A 17,254-nucleotide genomic window follows, 5' to 3' on the forward strand; every position below is an offset into this window, starting at 1 on the left:
CACGCGATGTCAATGAAACGCGTATTATTCATATGTAGTGGCAACACGTGCCGAAGCCCGATGGCGATGGCCTTGCTCCGTTCGAAAATGACAGGAGATGAATTTGATATTCGTTCTGCCGGTCTACGGACGATGCAAGGATTCGATGCTTCTGAAAATGCACTGCAAGTTCTCAGAGAACGTGGGATTGAACTCGATCATGTCACGCAAACGTTTGATGAGGTGTTAGGAAACTGGGCGGACATCATCTTGACGATGACGCGTGCACACCGTGAACAAATCCGGGATACATACCCGGATTTAGGGGAGCGGACGTACACTCTCTATGAATTCGTAACAGGACTTGAACGAGACATCAACGACCCGTTCGGCGGCTCGATGAATGTCTATCGCCAAGTGCGAAATGAACTTGAGCCACTCGTGAATCGACTTGTGTTAAAATTAACGAATGATGGGTCAAAGGTGACGAAACCACCGAGACGCCTACCAAAGAAGACGGGGGAATGAACGAATGAAAATTGCAATTGGCGCCGATCACGGCGGATTCAACTTAAAAAAAGAAATTGTAGCCTTGCTTGAAGAGCTTGGACATGAGTATAAAGATTTCGGGACCCACTCAGCTGAATCGATTGACTACCCAGACGTAGCCATCCCGGTCGCTGAAGCTGTCGCGGCTGGTGAGTTCGATCGTGGAATTTTGATTTGTGGTACGGGAATCGGAATCGGGATTGCGGCGAACAAAGTCAAAGGGATTCGTGCGGCACTCGTCCATGATTCATTCAGCGCGAAAGCGACACGTCAGCATAACGACTCGAACATCATGACGATGGGCGAGCGTGTCATCGGACCTGGTCTTGCACTCGACTTGGTGACGACGTGGCTCGATACGAACTTTGAAGGTGGTCGCCATTCAAATCGTGTCGGCAAGATGAGCGCTTACGAATCGAAGTGAGCCTGATGAAGACGGAACTTCTCGGATTATTAACGGAGCTAAACGGACGGTTTCCGTTACATGATGAGCGTATTCTCGTCATCGGATGCTCCACAAGTGAAGTCCTTGGCAAAAAGATCGGCAAGGCGGGGTCCATCGACGTCGCAAGTGAGTTGATGGAAGCCTTCCTTGAATTTAGAGAAAAGACGGGTGTCCATCTGGCGTTTCAAGGGTGCGAGCACATCAATCGTGCCCTCACCGTTGAGCGCCGGACACTTAAACAGTTCGGCCTCACTGAAGTGACAGTCGTCCCGGTCCGCGCGGCCGGCGGAGCGATGTCAGAGAAAGCTTATGCAATCTTCGATGAGCCGTGTGTCGTCGAATCGATTCAAGCAGATGCTGGAATTGATATCGGCTCGACATTGATTGGGATGCATTTGAAGCCGGTCGCCATTCCGGTCCGACTATCATCGAAGCATCTCGGGGAGGCGTACGTCACGTTCGCGATTACGAGACCGAAACTGATTGGTGGGCCACGGGCTCAATATCCAAACAAATGAAAAGCATCGCATTCGGTTTTTTCGACCGGATGCGATGCTTTTTTGTGATTATAATTCTTCACCGAATAAATACGACACGACCATCGGGAAGCGCTCGCGCCAGGCAAGTTCGTTATGGACGCCTTCTTCAATCACTTCGAAACGGATGTGTTCGACCTTGTCCTTTAACAAGTTATACACGCGTTCGCTCGATTCGCGATACATCTCGTTCGTCGGACCGTTCTCCATCGGTTCCTCAACTTCTTTGGCGCCGACGTCTAAGTAAAGACGCTCGACGCCCTTCACGTCGCTCGCTTCAATCAATTGTTCCAGCTCCGTTTGGTTGAACCAAAACGCGGACGACAGGGAAGCGACCCGCTTGAAGATGTCTGGATATACACACGCTGCGTACACGGAGATAAGCCCACCCATCGAACTGCCCATCATCGCCGTTTCTTCCGGGATGGTCCGATAGTCGGCATCGATTTGAGGTTTCAATTCCTGAGCGATGTATTCGATATAGGCTGAACCTTGCCCTCCGAGTACGATGTCTCGTCCGAGCAAACTTTCCCCGATGAAGGGATTTTCCCATGGTCCATACTCATCAAGTCGTTGTTCGCCTGGCGCACTATCAATCGCAACGACAATTAAGTCGCGCTTCGAGTCGTTCAGATATTCACTTACGCGCCAGCTCATCTTGTAGCTCGCGTCCTCGTCATTAAAGCAGTTCTGTCCGTCATGCATGTAGAGGACCGGATACTGTTTTTCCGATGTCTCATAGTCAGCAGGCGTGTAAATTCGGACTGTTCGTTTACGTTCGAACGGTGTAATCGTCATTTCTTTTGTCTCAATCATAAGTGACCTCCTCACAGTTGCATTCTTTCTAATGATACCCAACTTTCCGTCAGATTATAGCGATACCCAAAAAAACAAGCATATGGTACGATGGGGATGTTGATTTTTAGACATTTAGAGGGGGTCTTCACATGGTAAACACGACGAAGTTAAAAGTGCAGGATGCGGAATTGTTTGAGGCAATGCAACACGAGCTCGGTCGTCAACGCGACAACATCGAACTCATCGCCTCAGAAAACTTTGTTTCAGAAGCGGTCATGGAAGCGCAAGGAGGCGTATTGACGAACAAATATGCCGAAGGATATCCGGGACGCCGTTACTATGGCGGCTGTGAATTTGTCGACGTTGCGGAAAACTTGGCGCGCGACCGTGCGAAAGCATTGTTCGGTGCAGAACATGCGAACGTACAACCACACTCTGGTGCGCAAGCGAATATGGCGGTTTATTTTACGGTGCTTGAAGCAGGAGACACGGTGCTCGGGATGAACCTTTCTCATGGCGGTCATTTGACGCACGGTAGCCCGGTCAACTTCTCGGGTATCCAATACAACTTCGTCGAATACGGTGTAGACAAAGAGACAGAACACATTGACTATGACGTTGTCGCGGCGCTCGCGAAAGAACACAAGCCAAAATTGATTGTGGCAGGGGCTTCGGCTTATCCACGCACAATCGATTTTGCGAAGTTCCGCGAGATCGCGAATAGTGTGGATGCGTACCTCATGGTCGATATGGCCCACATCGCCGGGCTCGTGGCGGCGGGTCTGCACCCGAACCCAGTCGAGCATGCGCATTTCGTCACGACGACGACACACAAGACGCTTCGTGGACCACGGGGCGGGATGATTCTTTGTAAAGAAGAGTTCGCCAAAGCAATCGACAAGTCAATCTTCCCAGGTATTCAAGGCGGACCCCTCATGCACGTCATCGCAGCGAAAGCGGTCGCATTCGGTGAAGCACTCCAACCGGAATTCAAGGATTACCAGCGTCAAGTCATCGCCAATGCGCAAGCCCTTGCGGCAGGTCTTGAAGAAGAGGGACTCCGAATCGTATCGGGCGGAACGGACAACCATCTCTTACTCGTCGACCTTCGCGGCATCGACATCACGGGAAAAGCAGCGGAGCACGCACTTGATGCAGCGGGGATCACGGTTAATAAAAACACGATTCCGTTCGACCCGGCATCACCATTCGTCACAAGCGGTGTTCGTCTTGGAACGGCGGCGATGACGACACGCGGTTTCAAACAAGAGGATATGAAAGAAGTGGCACGCTTAATTGGTCGTGTGCTCAAACATCATGAAGACGAGTCGGTACTCGCAGAAGCACTTCAAGACGTGCGAACGTTAACTGCGAAGTTCCCACTCTATCCTGAACGAGGCTGAGTCAATGGATATCCGGACACTAGCAGAACGAGAGCTATCCGAACTTCCATTGTTCGATATGACGGAATGGTTGGCTCGTAAAGGGGAATACGACCCTTCTTTCCGTCTTGTCGCCAGTGAGTTTGAGGTCATCACGACGCTCCTCGACCATGGCTATTATGAAGAAGCGAGCGAACGAATCGTGCCGCTCCTCGGGATGAAAGTGCCTGCTGCTTTCCATCGACTAGGTCTTGCGCTAGAAGTGAAGGCGAACGGGAAAAAAGCGGCCAAGCGCCGCTTTCGTTCGTTCTCGTCGGCTGTCATCCAACATTCGGATTTAGCCGAATGGCGACAAGTGTTCAAGTTTGATAAGAAATGGCTGGGGCTTCCACTAGTCGTCGGTCTCGCGGCGGGCGTGCTCGCGTTTTGGCCAAATGCTGAACCTCCAGTCGTTACACCGGACGAATCGGACCAAGTCGTCATGGAGACGGTGACCGAGGAGGAGGCGCTCGCGGAACGCCTTGAGGAGTTAGAAGCGGAAGTCGCGCGACTCGAAGAAGAGAATGAGAAACTTCAAGATTCGGACGATCAGAAACCGACTGAGTCAACAGAAGAAGCACCGGCCGTTTCAACGAATATTGTCCCGCTGACCGAAGTTGAAGCGCTCGTTCAAGACAAGCAGTACGAAAAAGCTGATCGACTATTGGGTGGTAAAGCGAAAGCTGGTCAAGAACAAGCAGTCGGATTTTATCGACTTCTCGTCGACAATAAGTTAGGACAAGCAGAAATTAATGATTATGCAAATTATGTCGATTCTTATCCGGAATCCGGTTATAAAGCGGATGTTTTATGGATGAAAGGGATTGCCGAGAAAAAGGCAAATGATCCCGCTTATCGCGATACGTTGACGACCGTTTCAGAAATGGAAGGGACATATTGGGCACCGATTGCGAAGTCTGTGCTCGAAGAGTAAGGTGCTGCGTGAGCGGCGCCTTTTCTCATAGAATTCTAATGAAGGCCACCACGATTTCTCGTTTTCTTGTCGTATGATTTGAGTAGGAGGGATGCGTGTATGAAACGTGTAATGAAAACTATTGGAACAACGCTTTTCGCAATCGGACTTATAGGAATCGGACTTGCCGGATTCTTATTCTTCACTCCCCCCGGCCAATCTAGCTTGACTCAACTATCCCTGGCGGCGATGGAAGTCGAACAGCAGATCGATCAAGTCGATACGACGTGGGATGAATGGGAAGATGAGTTAGAAAGACGGGTCGAGCAAGCGATTCCAGAAGGAGTTCGTCTGTTTTTTGCTGATTGATTTCGGGAAATGAATAATAATACGTCGAGCGAGTTGCTCGGCGTTTTTTTCAAAGGAGTGAGCGGGATGCAGACGATTCTCGTCGTAGAAGATGATTTGAAGATTGCACGATTGTTAGAGTTGGAGTTGAAGCATGCGGGATATGCCGTCGTCGTGGCCACGGACGGTCGTGGTGGTTTGGAGAGGGCACTTGCCGATGACATCGACCTCGTCTTACTCGATATTATGTTGCCTCAGATGAGTGGACTTGAGGTGGTTCGTCGTCTGAAAGAAGAGCGACCTCTGCTGCCGGTTCTGATGGTGACAGCTCGAGGAGATCGCTACGATAAAGTGAGCGGTCTCGACCTCGGTGCAGACGACTACATCACGAAACCGTTTGAAATAGAAGAAGTGCTTGCCCGGATTCGAGCTTTTTTGCGCATGCGTCAGCTCGTTCATCAAGACCATTCTGAATTAGTGTTAACATATGAGACATTAACGATCGATGTGAATCGGCATGAAGTATATTGTGAAGGAAATAAAGTCGATTTGACACGTCGCGAATTTGATCTATTGGTTTTCTTTTTAGAACATCCTGAGCGTGTGCTGACACGTGATCAACTCGTCGAACAAGTATGGGGATTTGATTATTTCGGTGATACGAACGTCGTGGATGTATATGTCCGCTATGTTCGAAAAAAATTGACAGGTTCCTGGATTCAAACGGTCCGCGGTGTCGGCTATATGTTGAAGCGTGGTGAGTGACCGATGTTACGAACAAAAATCGCATGGGCGATGACAGGATTCATGTTGATTCTCCTTTTCATCTCGTTTGGTGTGACATGGTTCGTTGCCCGTCAAGAGATTGTGGATTCGCGCTTTGACGTGTTACTGCAAGCACTGAATATTTTAGAAGAAGATGTCCGGAATAGTGATGCCGTATTATCGCTCCATAAGGATAGTGTCGTATTGGAACGCCAAGAAAGCGGAGAGTGGGGAATCATCGGTGGAGAGGTACCGAATGGGACGACATTCCCCATCAATTATGGCGAGCCGGCACTTATTGATGACTGGTTTGTGGTCGCAACGACCGACGGCTTAGCGTTCGGCTTTCAAGATCGGGCCGTGAGCAACACGATTCAAGCACTCGCAACCATATTTCTTGTCATGTTTTTCCTTGCAGTTATATCGACATTCTTTGGAACGTGGTGGATTTTACGTCAAGGCTTGTCACCGTTACGACGATTGACAGACACGATGGAACGCATCACCAAATCCGGGAAGTTAGAGACGATCGAAGTGGATGACAGAAAGGATGAAGTGACGACACTCTCGCACGGATTCAATCATATGATCGAGCGGGTCGAAGGAACGATGGAGCAACAACGCCGTTTCGTCGCCGATGTTTCACATGAACTTAAGACACCGTTGACCGTCATCGAAGGCTATGCGAAGTTATTACAACGATGGGGACAAGAAGATGAGGGTGTGCGCAACGAAGCGATTGATCATATTTTGACGGAGTCGCGACAAATGCGAAATGACTTGATTGAACCCATGCTCGAATTGAATCGATTCACGGCACTCGATCAGGTCGACCGAGAAGAAATCGATTTAGCTGAACTCGGGGAATCGTTAACGGAACGTTTTTTACGGTCGCACGGCGTCCACCTCCCCATCGAAGCGACGGGCAGTTGGTTTGGTCATCGTGAGTCGTTACAACGGATTCTTGTCATTTTGATTGATAATAGTTTGAAGTATGCAGAGGAGACGACTCTTCATTTGAAGAGTGATCGGATTGAAGTACGTGATCGAGGACCAATCCTTTCAGATGAAATAAGAAATCGTCTGTTCGACCGATTTTATCGATTGGATGAAGCACGAGATCGAAGTGGAAGCGGTCTCGGTCTTGCGATTGCGAAAGAAGTGGCGGACTTGAATGAATGGACGATTGGAAGTATATCGAATGATCCCGATGGTAGTGTATTTTTCCTGACTCGATGATGAATGTTCCTTATTTTCTCATCAAATTTTAATGAAGCCTTAAATGCTCTCTCACGCACAAAGCTTATGATGAAAATAAGAAGAACGGAACACAACGAGGAGGAAATAACATGAAACGCATCGGCTGGATCATCGGAGCTTTACTTGGCGTCATGGCAATTGTAGGGATTGGATTTTATGTTAGTGGTAATCAGACGGACACGGTTATCGAGCCACAAGCAATCAACCAAACGAGCGGCAATCCATCAGCGGACAACTCAAGTGATTCCGCTACACCGGATGACTCGAGTAACGCATCAGATGATTCATCATCACAAGTGGAGGATGGGGACGACTATGCACTGTACGGTACACTCGTGAAGTTGTCGAAAGAGGATGTCACCATTAGCTTCAATGGAAAAGAATCCACATACCGTTTAGCAACCACACATGAAATCGACGATGACACGCCGCGAGTTGGGGACCGGGTCAAGCTCGAATTGAATCGAAATGATGAAGTGAAAGAAGTGGACCGTGAGAGTGGCGACGATGATGGGTACGTTTACGGCACACTCGTCAAACTCACGAGTCAAGAAGTTACGATTAATATCGATGGAACCGATAAAGCGTATCCACTAGCTGCACGTGCTGAAATTGATGACGACACACCGCGAGTCGGAGACTTCGTCAAACTTGAATTGAATCGAGATGAAGCAGTCATTGAAGTAGATTGTGAATCAGAGGACGACCAGTATGAGCAAGATGATTCATCTAAAGATGAGCGAGAAAACGACTGATGGAATGACTGAAAAGAACTAATCTCTTTTGATTGATTAGTTCTTTTTTGGTTGCTAGACGTTAAGTCAGAAAAAGGATGGAATTGCTTTAGGGGCATCATCAGGAACGTAATAATTCTGAAATCATCACAAAAATAGGTTATATGTTATGATGTACAAGAAAAATTTAGGTTTTTTTCACCTAATTGGGAATGGGATGGGACATCAATGCGAGTGTGTTGGGGAATCTTTCTCAGTTGTATCTTGTTGAGTGGATGTGGTGCCGAGACGTTGAATGCGATTGAACTACGTCCTCTGTCTTCCTATCGAGTTGAGCAAGAACCTGAGATGTCATTATCAGAACAAACAAAAAAACAAATTCTTACATATTGCGAGCGTCAACCGACCGATGTCTTACCGAAGCGAAGAGCTAAGGTGGCAGAAGTAACATTCCATCACCCTTTATATGAAGTACTCGGATCTAAAACCGTAAAGTACTTTGCGATAGGGAATAAGCGATATATCACTTGTTCGAACAGCAATCAACTGATGGAGCGAACTTTTTCCGTAAAACCGATTCAAGAATTTGAAGCGCTCGACGAAGACTACTTTCGAGAGTCAGACGTGGTTTCGACGATTGAATTCGAACGCGTCGACGACATCAAACAAATCGTTAATGTATTCAACCTGAATGACAGTCATGAAGAGGTTATTTCGAATTCGGCTTTTCGCTACACGACACCAGATACGGGAGCGATTTATGTGACGTTCGAGACCGTCAGGAATGGACGCACACTCGACCCGATTATCGAGCCGAAACTCTTCCCGTTTAAAAGTGGAGAAAATGAAGGGTATGTCTTTTTGACGAGGCGAGCCGATAATCGTGTCGCACTTCGATTTGGAGAAGAGTCATCGCCAAGACAACTCGTTCTTTCGAGTATGTATGAGGCTCCTTATATGAAAATTGATACAAAAGAAGAAGGGCTTTCTCTCGAAGGGGATCATCGTGAACTGATGAAGCGAATTATTTTATCAGATCAACCGATTGAGGGAGATGTGGCGAAACAGACTTCATTGGCACTGTCGAAAACATACGGCACTGTCCTTGAGATCTGGGGTCATGTCCGTCGCCCGGTGACAAATAAAATGTCGTCACGCCCGGCCGACGGAGAGACAAGGTTGGCCGTTTTCGAATCGGACGAAAATACCATTTGGTTAGACGGACCGAAGACCCAAGAATTGTTTGACGAGCTGTTTCACGTAAAGATGCGAGAGATGCCGACTACAGCCGTTCAGACCGGACAGTTACACATGTATGAAGAATTGACGGAACAGTCATTTGACGTGTGGAAAACGGAAGCGGAACTTTACTTGGTCGACGAAAAAACGTCCAGGTCATATGAATTACCTTCGAATGACTATTTCAAAGTCAATCAACCGTGAGGGTGTCTGACCTTTGACAAAATAGAAGTTGACTCTACCCATCTCTAGAGAGTTAGGGTACAATGCTCGAGAGAGAATGAGAGAGGAGTGAAGCAAGATGGGAAAAGTACATGTTTATGACCATCCTTTGATTCAGCACAAAATGACGATTATGCGTAAAGTCGAGACGGGGACGAAGCAGTTCCGTGAACTCGTTGACGAAGTTTCTTCACTTATGGCATACGAAATCACGCGTAGCCTACCCCTGACAGACGTAGAAATCGAGACACCGGTCTCTGTTTCGACTCAAAAAATGATTGCCGGCAAGAAATTGGGAATCGTCCCAATTTTACGTGCAGGACTTGGTATGGTGGATGGGTTCCTCAAAATGATGCCGAACGTAAAAGTCGGTCACATCGGTCTCTATCGCGATCCAGAAACACTTGAGCCACATGAATACTACTTGAAACTTCCGACAGACGTGACGGAACGCGACTTCATCGTCGTCGATCCGATGCTCGCAACAGGCGGTTCGGCTGCCGATGCTATCGCTTCACTTAAAAAGCACGGAGCGAAGTCCATCAAGTTGGCTTGTCTTTGTGCAGCACCGGAAGGCGTAGAACGTGTGCAAGCAGAACATCCGGATGTGGAGATTTATCTCGCGGCACTCGATGAAAAGTTAAATGATCACGGTTATATCGTTCCTGGACTTGGAGATGCGGGTGACCGTTTGTTTGGTACAAAATAAAAATGAAGCGAGAGTCGCCTGTGCGATTTTCGCTTTTTTCATGAGTGCTATAAAGGGTTACTTATCATCTGTCGTTGTCACGAAATAGACACAAAATAAGATGGTGAGAATCATCATATGAGATAGTAACATGCTGTTCCTTCATATTTAAAAGTATACCACTAGTTTGGTTCTGGAAACGCGGGAAACATGTCCATGCTGAGAACAATGAGATTCCTCACAAAAAAATGGGTAAAATCGCTCGACACGGGAAAAACTTCCTCGGTATACTGATACAGGACGTTGAAAACGATTTCAAAATAAAAATGCCAGTCGTTTCGTAACTCTTTGTGAACGTAAACGCTTACGGATTGAATTTTCCAAAACGTGGGGGTATAACTGAACTATTCTTCATCTGATTCCTTTTGTGAAATGTTATAAAGTCAACATTTTTATTTCAACGTTTCTTCACACTTTCTTAAAAAAGAGCAGTAGTCATTAAGTTTATGAAGTGCGTAAAACTATTGATATGACTTGATTTAAAGCGCTTTTATAATTGTGAAATCCATTGACTTCTTATGCCATTTCTATTACTCTGAACTTGTGTGACTTTTGATGGTCACGCGAGTGTGAATTAGTGAAGAACAGAGGATCACGTAATGCTCGAAAGGAGGATTCTGATGGCGAAAAAAGACAATCGTTATCTATCCTACGCCTCGCTCGCTTCACAAATCTCGACAGCACTTGCCGGACCGATCGTCATTGGTTATCTCGTCGGACAGTACGGCGAAAGACGTGAATTTTGGGGCACGTTTGGTTGGAATGTGTCGATTATCCTCGGACTCGTGTTCGGGATTACGGCGCTAGTTCTCACCCTTCGGAGTTTATTGACAGGAGAGGACGAATGAATACGATTCAAGCAGACAGAAAAGCGCAGAAAGAATTGATGAAGCGTTATACGAAATGGTTTACCGTCTGGTTTGCGATTTTGTTGATTGGCGCCCTCATCATCCCGATGTATAAAGCCGTATTTCTCGGGTTGTTCATCGGCGGGGTCGGAAGTCTCATTATTCTACATATGCAGAATCGAAGCGTCATTCGCATGTATGACGTCATCGAGCATGGACGACGACCAAAGTCGCATGGGACCGTTTCAAGAATGGCGGTCGGTGCGTTAGCAGTGATAGTCGGTCTTCTCTACGAGGATCGGGTGTCCGTCATAGCGGTGGTAACTGGTCTAATCGCCGGCCACATCATACAATTTGGCGAGTTTACACTTGCCCAGCTCAGCAGGAAAAGAGGTGAATATTAATGGGTCATGAGTTTCCCACATATTCTCTGCACTTTGGGGACTATACGTTATACGGGAGCTGGACGAACGTCATTACAGTGCTAATAGCAGCTTTACTCGTCTTCGCATTCGCCATCTGGGGGACAAGACGTTTGGCTATGAAGCCGACTGGCAAACAAAACTTCATGGAATTCTTCGCAGAGTTCGTACGTGGAATCATCGCAAGTGCGATGGACTGGAAGACAGGTGGCCGCTTTATCGGATTTGGGATGACGTTGATTTTGTTCATTCTCTTCTCAAACTTGATGGGTCTACCGTTTAACGTCATTTCCGGACACTATCTGTGGTTCAACTCACCGACGGCCGATCCTTACGTAACCTTGGCGTTGTCGACACTCGTCGTTGCAATGTCGCACTATTATGGGGTGAAGCTACACGGGTTGAAACACTATTCGGCGGAGTTCGTGAAACCAGTCTGGTTCTTGCTTCCGATCAAATTGATTGAGGAGTTTGCAAACACGTTGACGCTCGGTTTGCGTCTATACGGTAACATCTTTGCCGGTGAAATCATGATTACCATCATCTTGGGACTCGCGATTACAGCCGAAGGAGCACTTAACCCACTCGGCGCAATCTTTGCGGTCTTCCCAATGATTCTATGGCAAGGTTTTTCAATCTTTATCGGGGTTATCCAATCCTACATTTTCCTGACGCTTGCAATGGTGTACATCGGGCACAAAGCTTCGGCCGAACATTAATTCGGACATCTCGCCAAAGCGTTACAATCAAATTATTTACTTAACTTTTAGGAGGAATATACACAATGGAACAACTCAATCTTCTCGCAACAGCACTTGTTATCGGACTTGGAGCACTCGCAGCTGGTATCGGTAACGGTTTGATCGTATACGGAACAGTACAAGGACAAGCACGTCAACCAGAACTCAAAAACGAACTTCGTCAAACGATGTTCATCGGTATCGGTTTGGTTGAGGCCCTCCCGATCATCGGTGTGGCTGTCGGTTTCCTTCTCCTCAACTCTTGATTTCGAGTTAACGAGAATAGCATAAGAGGGAGCACGTCTCCCTCACTTATTTAGTCAAGAGGAGGGTATGCATGGATACGATGATGATTGCAGCTGGTGCTGGCGGCGAAGGCCTCCGCATTCTGGATATGATCTTTACAATTTTCACATTCCTCGTACTCTTGGCCCTGTTGAAGAAATTTGCTTGGGGACCACTCCTTGGAATGATGAGACAGCGTGAAGAGTATGTAGCGAACGAAATTGAACTCGCTGAAAAGAGCCGCAAAGATGCGGAAAACTATGTCGTCGAACAACGTGATGCACTTAGTGCGGCACGTACAGAGTCGAAAGAAATGCTCGATGCAAGCCGTCGACAAGCAGAAGCGGAACAAGCACGCTTGGTGGAGCAGGCGCGTTTGGAATCCGAACAAATTAAAATCGAGGCAGAGAAAGCGATTGAGCGCGAGCGTGAGCTTGCGAAACAATCCCTTCAAACCGAAGTCGTCACACAGGCGCTCTCGGCAGCACGCCACGTCCTTCAATCAGACCTTAAAGGCGATGAAGCGAAACAACGTGCCCTCGTCACAGACTTCCTGTCTAAAGCGAAAGGTGCGAACTGATGAACGCATCATTAGCAAAACGCTATGCCAAAGCGCTCTTCGACTTAGCGCGGGAACAAGGCACGCTCGACCAAGTCGAAGCGGAAGTGCGTCTGCTCGATGAAGTGCTCCACGCGACTCCTGAACTCATGGATCTCTTAACAAATCCGGCAGTCAGTGACAGCGAGCTTGCACAACTTTTAAAAGACAGCTTTGGTGATATGACGGCGATTGTCGTGAACACACTTCTCGTCATGGTCGAGAACGACCGTGCGGCAGAGGTTCGCGCATTGCCACGTTACGTCCGCGATTTCATCAACGACTACCGTGGGATTGCAGAGGGTATTGTCACAAGCGCCTTCCCGTTGTCGGCAACAGACTTGAAAGACGTTGAACTCGTCTTTGGAGAGAAGCTTGGGAAGACGCTCCAATTGAAGAACGTCGTCGATGAAGAAGTCATCGGTGGACTCCGTGTCCAGGTCGGATACACGACGTACGATGATACGATCGAAACGAAACTTACACGCCTTGAGCGTGAATTGTTGAATGCGTAAGAAATAGGGGTGAATTCAATGACAATCAAAGCTGAAGAAATCAGCGCCCTGCTAAAAGAACGAATCGCTTCGTACGGTTCTGAAATCGAAGTCAGTGAGACAGGTACAGTCATTCAAGTAGGTGACGGTATCGCTCGTGCACACGGACTCGATAACGTTATGGCGGGGGAACTCGTAGAGTTCTCTAACGGCGTAATGGGCTTGGCGCAAAATTTAGAAGAAGGTAACGTCGGGATTATCATCCTTGGCGATTACAAAGGCATCAAAGAAGGCGACTCTGTCAAACGTACAGGTCGCATCATGGAAGTTCCAGTTGGTGAAGCACTCCTCGGACGTGTCGTGAACCCGCTCGGACAACCAATCGATGGTCAAGGACCAATCGTGACCGACAACTATAACCCGATTGAGCGTAAAGCTTATGGCGTTATGGCACGTAAATCAGTTCACGAACCACTTCAAACAGGAATTAAGGCGATTGACGCCCTCGTTCCAATCGGTCGTGGTCAGCGTGAGCTCATCATCGGTGACCGTCAAACAGGTAAAACATCGGTTGCGATCGATACAATCATCAACCAAAAAGAAGAAAATATGATTTGTATTTACGTTGCTATCGGTCAGAAAGAATCGACTGTACGTGGCGTAGTAGAGACGCTTCGTCAAAACGGCGCGCTCGACTATACAATCGTTGTTTCGGCATCGGCATCACAGCCGGCACCACTTCTTTACCTCGCACCATTCGCAGGGGTATCGATGGGTGAGTACTTCATGGACCGTGGACAACACGTCCTCGTCGTATATGATGATCTCTCGAAACAAGCGGCAGCTTACCGTGAGCTCTCGCTTCTTCTCCGCCGTCCTCCAGGCCGCGAAGCCTACCCAGGGGATGTCTTCTACCTCCACTCACGCCTTCTTGAGCGTGCGGCGAAGTTGAACGACGAACTCGGCGGTGGTTCATTGACAGCACTTCCGTTCATCGAGACACAAGCATCGGATATCTCAGCATATATTCCGACAAACGTTATTTCGATCACGGATGGTCAGATTTTCCTTCAGTCGGACCTCTTCTTCTCTGGGGTACGTCCAGCGATTAACGCCGGTCTTTCAGTATCACGTGTTGGTGGTTCGGCTCAGGTGAAGGCGATGAAGAAAGTTGCTGGTACACTTCGTCTTGACCTCGCATCATACCGTGAGCTTGAAGCGTTCGCACAGTTCGGGTCAGATCTCGATAAAGCGACGCAAGCAAAGTTGAACCGTGGTCAGCGTACGGTTGAAGTCTTGAAACAAGACTTGAACGAACCGCTTTCAGTAGACAAGCAAGTTATCATCATCTACGCACTCACGAAAGGTCATCTCGATGACATCCCAGTCGAAGACATTCGTCGTTTTGAAACAGAAATGAACGCATGGCTCGACCAAAACCGTAAAGACCTCTGCCGTGAAATCCGTCAGACAGGAAACCTTCCTTCAGACGAGGCAATGGTCGATGCAATTACGGAATTCAAAAAGACGTTCTCGCCATCGGTTTAATCCGGTGACGAGCGTCTATTAAGGTGGTGAATCGAAATGGCATCATTACGTGAGATCCAGATGCGGATCACCTCGACCCAAAGCACGAAGCAAATCACGAAAGCGATGAACATGGTGTCGGCGTCGAAGTTGAACCGGGCCCAAGGGAACAACGCCAACTTCAAACCGTACATGGAAAAGTTGGAAGAAGTCATCTCGTCGATCGCCAGTGGTACATCAGGCGCGACACACCCGATGCTTCAAGTACGTCCCGTCAAACGGACTGGTTATATCGTCATCACGTCAGACCGTGGACTCGCAGGCGGATATAACGCCAGTGTCTTGCGTGACGTGTACCGTGAACTGAAAGACAAGCACGCATCAACAGATGAGTATCGTCTTTATGTAATCGGAAAAGTCGGTGTCCAGTTCTTCAAGTCACGCAACATTCCGGTGTATAGCGCGATGACAGGGCTAAACGACCAACCAACTTTTGTTGAAGTCACAGAGATCGTCAAGCAGACGGTTGGTGCCTTCAGCGAGAGCGAGATTGATGAATTGAAGCTCTGCTTCAACTCATTCATCTCGGTCATCAGCCAAGAAGTGAAGATTCAACAATTGCTCCCGCTCGGGGATATCGAACAGTCCGCATCCAATGTGATGTATGAATACGAACCAGAAGAAGAAACGATCTTAGCGGCGCTCCTCCCACGTTATGCGGAAGGACTCATCTACGGCGCATTGCTCGATGCGAAAGTATCAGAGCACGCAGCCCGGATGACGGCGATGTCGAATGCGACGGACAATGCGGATGAGCTCATTCGCGGACTCAAACTCAAATTCAACCGCGCGCGTCAAGCAGCGATCACACAAGAAATCACAGAGATTGTCGGAGGTGCGGCGGCGCTGGAATAAGCGCGCGCCCTCTAGATTGTAGGAGGCTAACACGATGAACGAATACGGCATGAAAGGCCGCGTAGTCGCAGTCATGGGCCCAGTTATCGACGTGAAGTTCGACAACCACTTACCGAACATCTACAATGCTCTCAAAGTCACTCACGTGGCAGCGACGGCAGAAGATGTTAGTGTCGACTTGACGCTCGAAGTAGCTGTTCACCTTGGTGACGACACGGTCCGTACGATTGCGATGGACTCAACTGACGGCGTTCGCCGCGGTATGGAAGTACTTGACTTAGGCTCACCGATTTCGGTACCGGTTGGAGAAATGACACTTGGACGTGTCTTCAACGTTCTTGGTAACCCAATCGATGATAAAGAAGTGGCAGCTGACGTGCTTCGTGCACCGATTCACCGTCAAGCGCCAACATTCGACGAATTGTCAACGAAAGTTGAAATCCTTGAAACAGGGATCAAAGTCGTCGACCTTCTCGCACCTTATATCAAAGGTGGTAAAATCGGACTCTTCGGTGGTGCCGGTGTAGGGAAGACCGTTCTTATCCAGGAACTCATCAACAACATCGCGCAAGAGCACAGCGGGATTTCTGTATTCGCAGGAGTCGGTGAGCGTACACGTGAAGGAAATGACTTGTTCCACGAGATGACGGACTCAGGAGTTATCAAGCAAACAGCGATGGTATTCGGACAGATGAACGAACCACCAGGCGCACGTCTTCGTGTTGCCTTGACTGGTTTGACAATGGCGGAATACTTCCGTGACGAGCAGGGACAAGACGTTCTTCTCTTCGTCGATAACATTTTCCGTTTCACACAAGCAGGTTCGGAAGTTTCGGCCCTTCTCGGACGTATGCCATCAGCGGTAGGTTACCAGCCGACACTTGCTACTGAAATGGGTATGCTTCAAGAGCGGATTACATCGACTGCCAAAGGATCAGTTACATCGATTCAAGCGGTATATGTACCGGCCGATGACTATACGGACCCGGCTCCAGCGACAACGTTCGCTCACCTTGATGCAACAACGAACCTTGAGCGTCGTCTTTCAGAGATGGGGATTTACCCAGCCGTTGACCCACTCGCTTCAACATCACGTGCCCTTTCACCTGACATCGTCGGAAAAGAGCATTATGCGGTAGCACGTGACGTGCAGCAGACGCTTCAACGCTATAAAGAACTTCAAGACATCATCGCTATCCTTGGGATGGACGAGTTGTCTGAAGACGACAAACTCACGGTTCACCGTGCACGTCGTATTCAGTTCTTCTTATCACAAAACTTCCACGTGGCTGAGCAGTTTACAGGCCAAAAAGGTTCGTACGTACCAGTCAAAGAGACAGTTCGTGGCTTCAAAGAGATCCTCGAAGGTAAACACGATGATCTCCCTGAAGATGCATTCCGTCTCGTCGGTCCAATCGAAGACGTCATCGAAAAAGCGAAGACGTTGGTCTAAGACCTACGCGGAAGG

Annotated in this window: 21 protein-coding genes; 20 read left to right on the forward strand and 1 reads right to left on the reverse strand. The window is 48.3% G+C overall.

What is annotated here, in order from left to right; all coding sequences use genetic code 11:
* The first annotated feature begins 6 nt into the window (after positions 1-6).
* From KNO96_RS07155 to KNO96_RS07165, 3 genes are read left to right on the forward strand one after another with little or no spacing between them, the layout of a single operon-like run.
* Positions 7-507: a low molecular weight protein arginine phosphatase gene (locus KNO96_RS07155; protein ID WP_034770840.1), complete on the forward strand. Its 501-nt coding sequence runs from the start codon at positions 7-9 to the stop codon at positions 505-507.
* A gap of 4 nt (positions 508-511) precedes the next feature.
* On the forward strand, positions 512-952 hold the full coding sequence (gene rpiB, locus KNO96_RS07160) for a ribose 5-phosphate isomerase B (RefSeq protein WP_026825076.1): 441 nt from the start codon (positions 512-514) through the stop codon (positions 950-952).
* 5 nt (positions 953-957) lie between these two features.
* Complete coding sequence (locus tag KNO96_RS07165; protein ID WP_214703163.1) at positions 958-1,491, forward strand: TIGR01440 family protein; 534 nt, start codon at positions 958-960, stop codon at positions 1,489-1,491.
* Positions 1,492-1,539: 48 nt separating this feature from the next.
* Here the strand turns inward: KNO96_RS07165 and KNO96_RS07170 are convergent, their stop codons facing one another.
* Positions 1,540-2,325 carry an alpha/beta hydrolase gene (locus KNO96_RS07170; RefSeq protein WP_026825078.1) on the reverse strand — a complete coding sequence of 262 codons (786 nt, stop codon included), beginning with the start codon at positions 2,323-2,325 and terminating at the stop codon, positions 1,540-1,542.
* Between the two features lie 131 nt (positions 2,326-2,456).
* Between KNO96_RS07170 and glyA the strand changes: the two genes are divergently transcribed.
* The 17 genes from glyA to atpD all read left to right on the forward strand — a co-directional run bounded on the left by glyA (position 2,457) and on the right by atpD (position 17,239).
* On the forward strand, positions 2,457-3,710 hold the full coding sequence (gene glyA, locus KNO96_RS07175) for a serine hydroxymethyltransferase (RefSeq protein ID WP_214703164.1): 1,254 nt from the start codon (positions 2,457-2,459) through the stop codon (positions 3,708-3,710).
* Between the two features lie 4 nt (positions 3,711-3,714).
* The gene (locus tag KNO96_RS07180; RefSeq protein ID WP_214703165.1) at positions 3,715-4,662 is read left to right on the forward strand and encodes a hypothetical protein; all 948 of its coding nucleotides are present in this window, start codon (positions 3,715-3,717) and stop codon (positions 4,660-4,662) included.
* Between the two features lie 99 nt (positions 4,663-4,761).
* Positions 4,762-5,010: a hypothetical protein gene (locus KNO96_RS07185; protein WP_214703166.1), complete on the forward strand. Its 249-nt coding sequence runs from the start codon at positions 4,762-4,764 to the stop codon at positions 5,008-5,010.
* A 66-nt stretch (positions 5,011-5,076) separates the two neighbouring features.
* Positions 5,077-5,754 (forward strand): response regulator transcription factor, encoded by a 678-nt coding sequence (locus KNO96_RS07190; protein ID WP_026825082.1) that lies wholly within the window; start codon positions 5,077-5,079, stop codon positions 5,752-5,754.
* Between the two features lie 3 nt (positions 5,755-5,757).
* On the forward strand, positions 5,758-6,993 hold the full coding sequence (locus KNO96_RS07195; RefSeq protein WP_214703167.1) for a sensor histidine kinase: 1,236 nt from the start codon (positions 5,758-5,760) through the stop codon (positions 6,991-6,993).
* Between the two features lie 110 nt (positions 6,994-7,103).
* The gene (locus tag KNO96_RS07200; RefSeq protein ID WP_214703168.1) at positions 7,104-7,769 is read left to right on the forward strand and encodes a hypothetical protein; all 666 of its coding nucleotides are present in this window, start codon (positions 7,104-7,106) and stop codon (positions 7,767-7,769) included.
* A gap of 207 nt (positions 7,770-7,976) precedes the next feature.
* Positions 7,977-9,191, forward strand: a complete 1,215-nt coding sequence (locus tag KNO96_RS07205; protein ID WP_214703169.1) for a hypothetical protein — start codon at positions 7,977-7,979, stop codon at positions 9,189-9,191.
* 97 nt (positions 9,192-9,288) lie between these two features.
* On the forward strand, positions 9,289-9,918 hold the full coding sequence (gene upp / locus KNO96_RS07210; protein ID WP_026825086.1) for a uracil phosphoribosyltransferase: 630 nt from the start codon (positions 9,289-9,291) through the stop codon (positions 9,916-9,918).
* A gap of 659 nt (positions 9,919-10,577) precedes the next feature.
* On the forward strand, positions 10,578-10,805 hold the full coding sequence (locus KNO96_RS07215) for a hypothetical protein (RefSeq protein ID WP_026825087.1): 228 nt from the start codon (positions 10,578-10,580) through the stop codon (positions 10,803-10,805).
* Positions 10,802-11,209, forward strand: a complete 408-nt coding sequence (locus KNO96_RS07220) for an ATP synthase subunit I (protein WP_026825088.1) — start codon at positions 10,802-10,804, stop codon at positions 11,207-11,209. Before KNO96_RS07215 ends, KNO96_RS07220 begins: the two co-directional genes overlap by 4 nt.
* Entirely contained in the window at positions 11,209-11,946 is a 738-nt protein-coding gene (gene atpB / locus KNO96_RS07225) for a F0F1 ATP synthase subunit A (RefSeq protein ID WP_026825089.1), read from the forward strand. The genes KNO96_RS07220 and atpB overlap by 1 nt, the downstream gene beginning before the upstream one ends.
* Before the next feature lie 65 nt (positions 11,947-12,011).
* Positions 12,012-12,233 (forward strand): F0F1 ATP synthase subunit C, encoded by a 222-nt coding sequence (gene atpE, locus KNO96_RS07230; protein ID WP_012727360.1) that lies wholly within the window; start codon positions 12,012-12,014, stop codon positions 12,231-12,233.
* Positions 12,234-12,304: 71 nt separating this feature from the next.
* Positions 12,305-12,832 carry a F0F1 ATP synthase subunit B gene (gene atpF, locus KNO96_RS07235; RefSeq protein WP_026825090.1) on the forward strand — a complete coding sequence of 176 codons (528 nt, stop codon included), beginning with the start codon at positions 12,305-12,307 and terminating at the stop codon, positions 12,830-12,832.
* The gene (locus KNO96_RS07240) at positions 12,832-13,365 is read left to right on the forward strand and encodes a F0F1 ATP synthase subunit delta (protein WP_026825091.1); all 534 of its coding nucleotides are present in this window, start codon (positions 12,832-12,834) and stop codon (positions 13,363-13,365) included. The genes atpF and KNO96_RS07240 overlap by 1 nt, the downstream gene beginning before the upstream one ends.
* A gap of 18 nt (positions 13,366-13,383) precedes the next feature.
* Positions 13,384-14,892 (forward strand): F0F1 ATP synthase subunit alpha, encoded by a 1,509-nt coding sequence (atpA, locus tag KNO96_RS07245; protein ID WP_026825092.1) that lies wholly within the window; start codon positions 13,384-13,386, stop codon positions 14,890-14,892.
* A gap of 36 nt (positions 14,893-14,928) precedes the next feature.
* Positions 14,929-15,786 carry an ATP synthase F1 subunit gamma gene (gene atpG / locus KNO96_RS07250; protein ID WP_214703170.1) on the forward strand — a complete coding sequence of 286 codons (858 nt, stop codon included), beginning with the start codon at positions 14,929-14,931 and terminating at the stop codon, positions 15,784-15,786.
* Between the two features lie 49 nt (positions 15,787-15,835).
* Positions 15,836-17,239, forward strand: a complete 1,404-nt coding sequence (gene atpD / locus KNO96_RS07255) for a F0F1 ATP synthase subunit beta (RefSeq protein WP_371742778.1) — start codon at positions 15,836-15,838, stop codon at positions 17,237-17,239.
* Positions 17,240-17,254 lie beyond the last annotated feature (15 nt).

This window comes from Exiguobacterium sp. s89, from assembly GCF_018617735.1.
In the GTDB taxonomy this organism is placed as follows: Bacteria; Bacillota; Bacilli; order Exiguobacteriales; family Exiguobacteriaceae; genus Exiguobacterium; species Exiguobacterium marinum.

Bases quoted from the DNA above. Each gene is read 5' to 3' on its own strand.
- KNO96_RS07180 (WP_214703165.1), top strand. From the start codon at position 3,715: ATGGATATCCGGACACTAGCAGAACGAGAGCTATCCGAACTTCCATTG.
- KNO96_RS07220 (WP_026825088.1), top strand. From the start codon at position 10,802: ATGAATACGATTCAAGCAGACAGAAAAGCGCAGAAAGAATTGATGAAG.
- atpF (WP_026825090.1), top strand. From the start codon at position 12,305: ATGGATACGATGATGATTGCAGCTGGTGCTGGCGGCGAAGGCCTCCGC.
- atpD (WP_371742778.1), top strand. From the start codon at position 15,836: ATGAAAGGCCGCGTAGTCGCAGTCATGGGCCCAGTTATCGACGTGAAG.
- KNO96_RS07205 (WP_214703169.1), top strand. From the start codon at position 7,977: ATGCGAGTGTGTTGGGGAATCTTTCTCAGTTGTATCTTGTTGAGTGGA.
- KNO96_RS07165 (WP_214703163.1), top strand. From the start codon at position 958: ATGAAGACGGAACTTCTCGGATTATTAACGGAGCTAAACGGACGGTTT.
- KNO96_RS07185 (WP_214703166.1), top strand. From the start codon at position 4,762: ATGAAACGTGTAATGAAAACTATTGGAACAACGCTTTTCGCAATCGGA.
- KNO96_RS07155 (WP_034770840.1), top strand. From the start codon at position 7: ATGTCAATGAAACGCGTATTATTCATATGTAGTGGCAACACGTGCCGA.
- KNO96_RS07170 (WP_026825078.1), bottom strand. From the start codon at position 2,325: ATGATTGAGACAAAAGAAATGACGATTACACCGTTCGAACGTAAACGA.
- atpE (WP_012727360.1), top strand. From the start codon at position 12,012: ATGGAACAACTCAATCTTCTCGCAACAGCACTTGTTATCGGACTTGGA.
- atpB (WP_026825089.1), top strand. From the start codon at position 11,209: ATGGGTCATGAGTTTCCCACATATTCTCTGCACTTTGGGGACTATACG.
- KNO96_RS07190 (WP_026825082.1), top strand. From the start codon at position 5,077: ATGCAGACGATTCTCGTCGTAGAAGATGATTTGAAGATTGCACGATTG.
- upp (WP_026825086.1), top strand. From the start codon at position 9,289: ATGGGAAAAGTACATGTTTATGACCATCCTTTGATTCAGCACAAAATG.
- atpA (WP_026825092.1), top strand. From the start codon at position 13,384: ATGACAATCAAAGCTGAAGAAATCAGCGCCCTGCTAAAAGAACGAATC.
- KNO96_RS07195 (WP_214703167.1), top strand. From the start codon at position 5,758: ATGTTACGAACAAAAATCGCATGGGCGATGACAGGATTCATGTTGATT.
- atpG (WP_214703170.1), top strand. From the start codon at position 14,929: ATGGCATCATTACGTGAGATCCAGATGCGGATCACCTCGACCCAAAGC.
- KNO96_RS07200 (WP_214703168.1), top strand. From the start codon at position 7,104: ATGAAACGCATCGGCTGGATCATCGGAGCTTTACTTGGCGTCATGGCA.
- glyA (WP_214703164.1), top strand. From the start codon at position 2,457: ATGGTAAACACGACGAAGTTAAAAGTGCAGGATGCGGAATTGTTTGAG.
- KNO96_RS07240 (WP_026825091.1), top strand. From the start codon at position 12,832: ATGAACGCATCATTAGCAAAACGCTATGCCAAAGCGCTCTTCGACTTA.
- KNO96_RS07215 (WP_026825087.1), top strand. From the start codon at position 10,578: ATGGCGAAAAAAGACAATCGTTATCTATCCTACGCCTCGCTCGCTTCA.
- rpiB (WP_026825076.1), top strand. From the start codon at position 512: ATGAAAATTGCAATTGGCGCCGATCACGGCGGATTCAACTTAAAAAAA.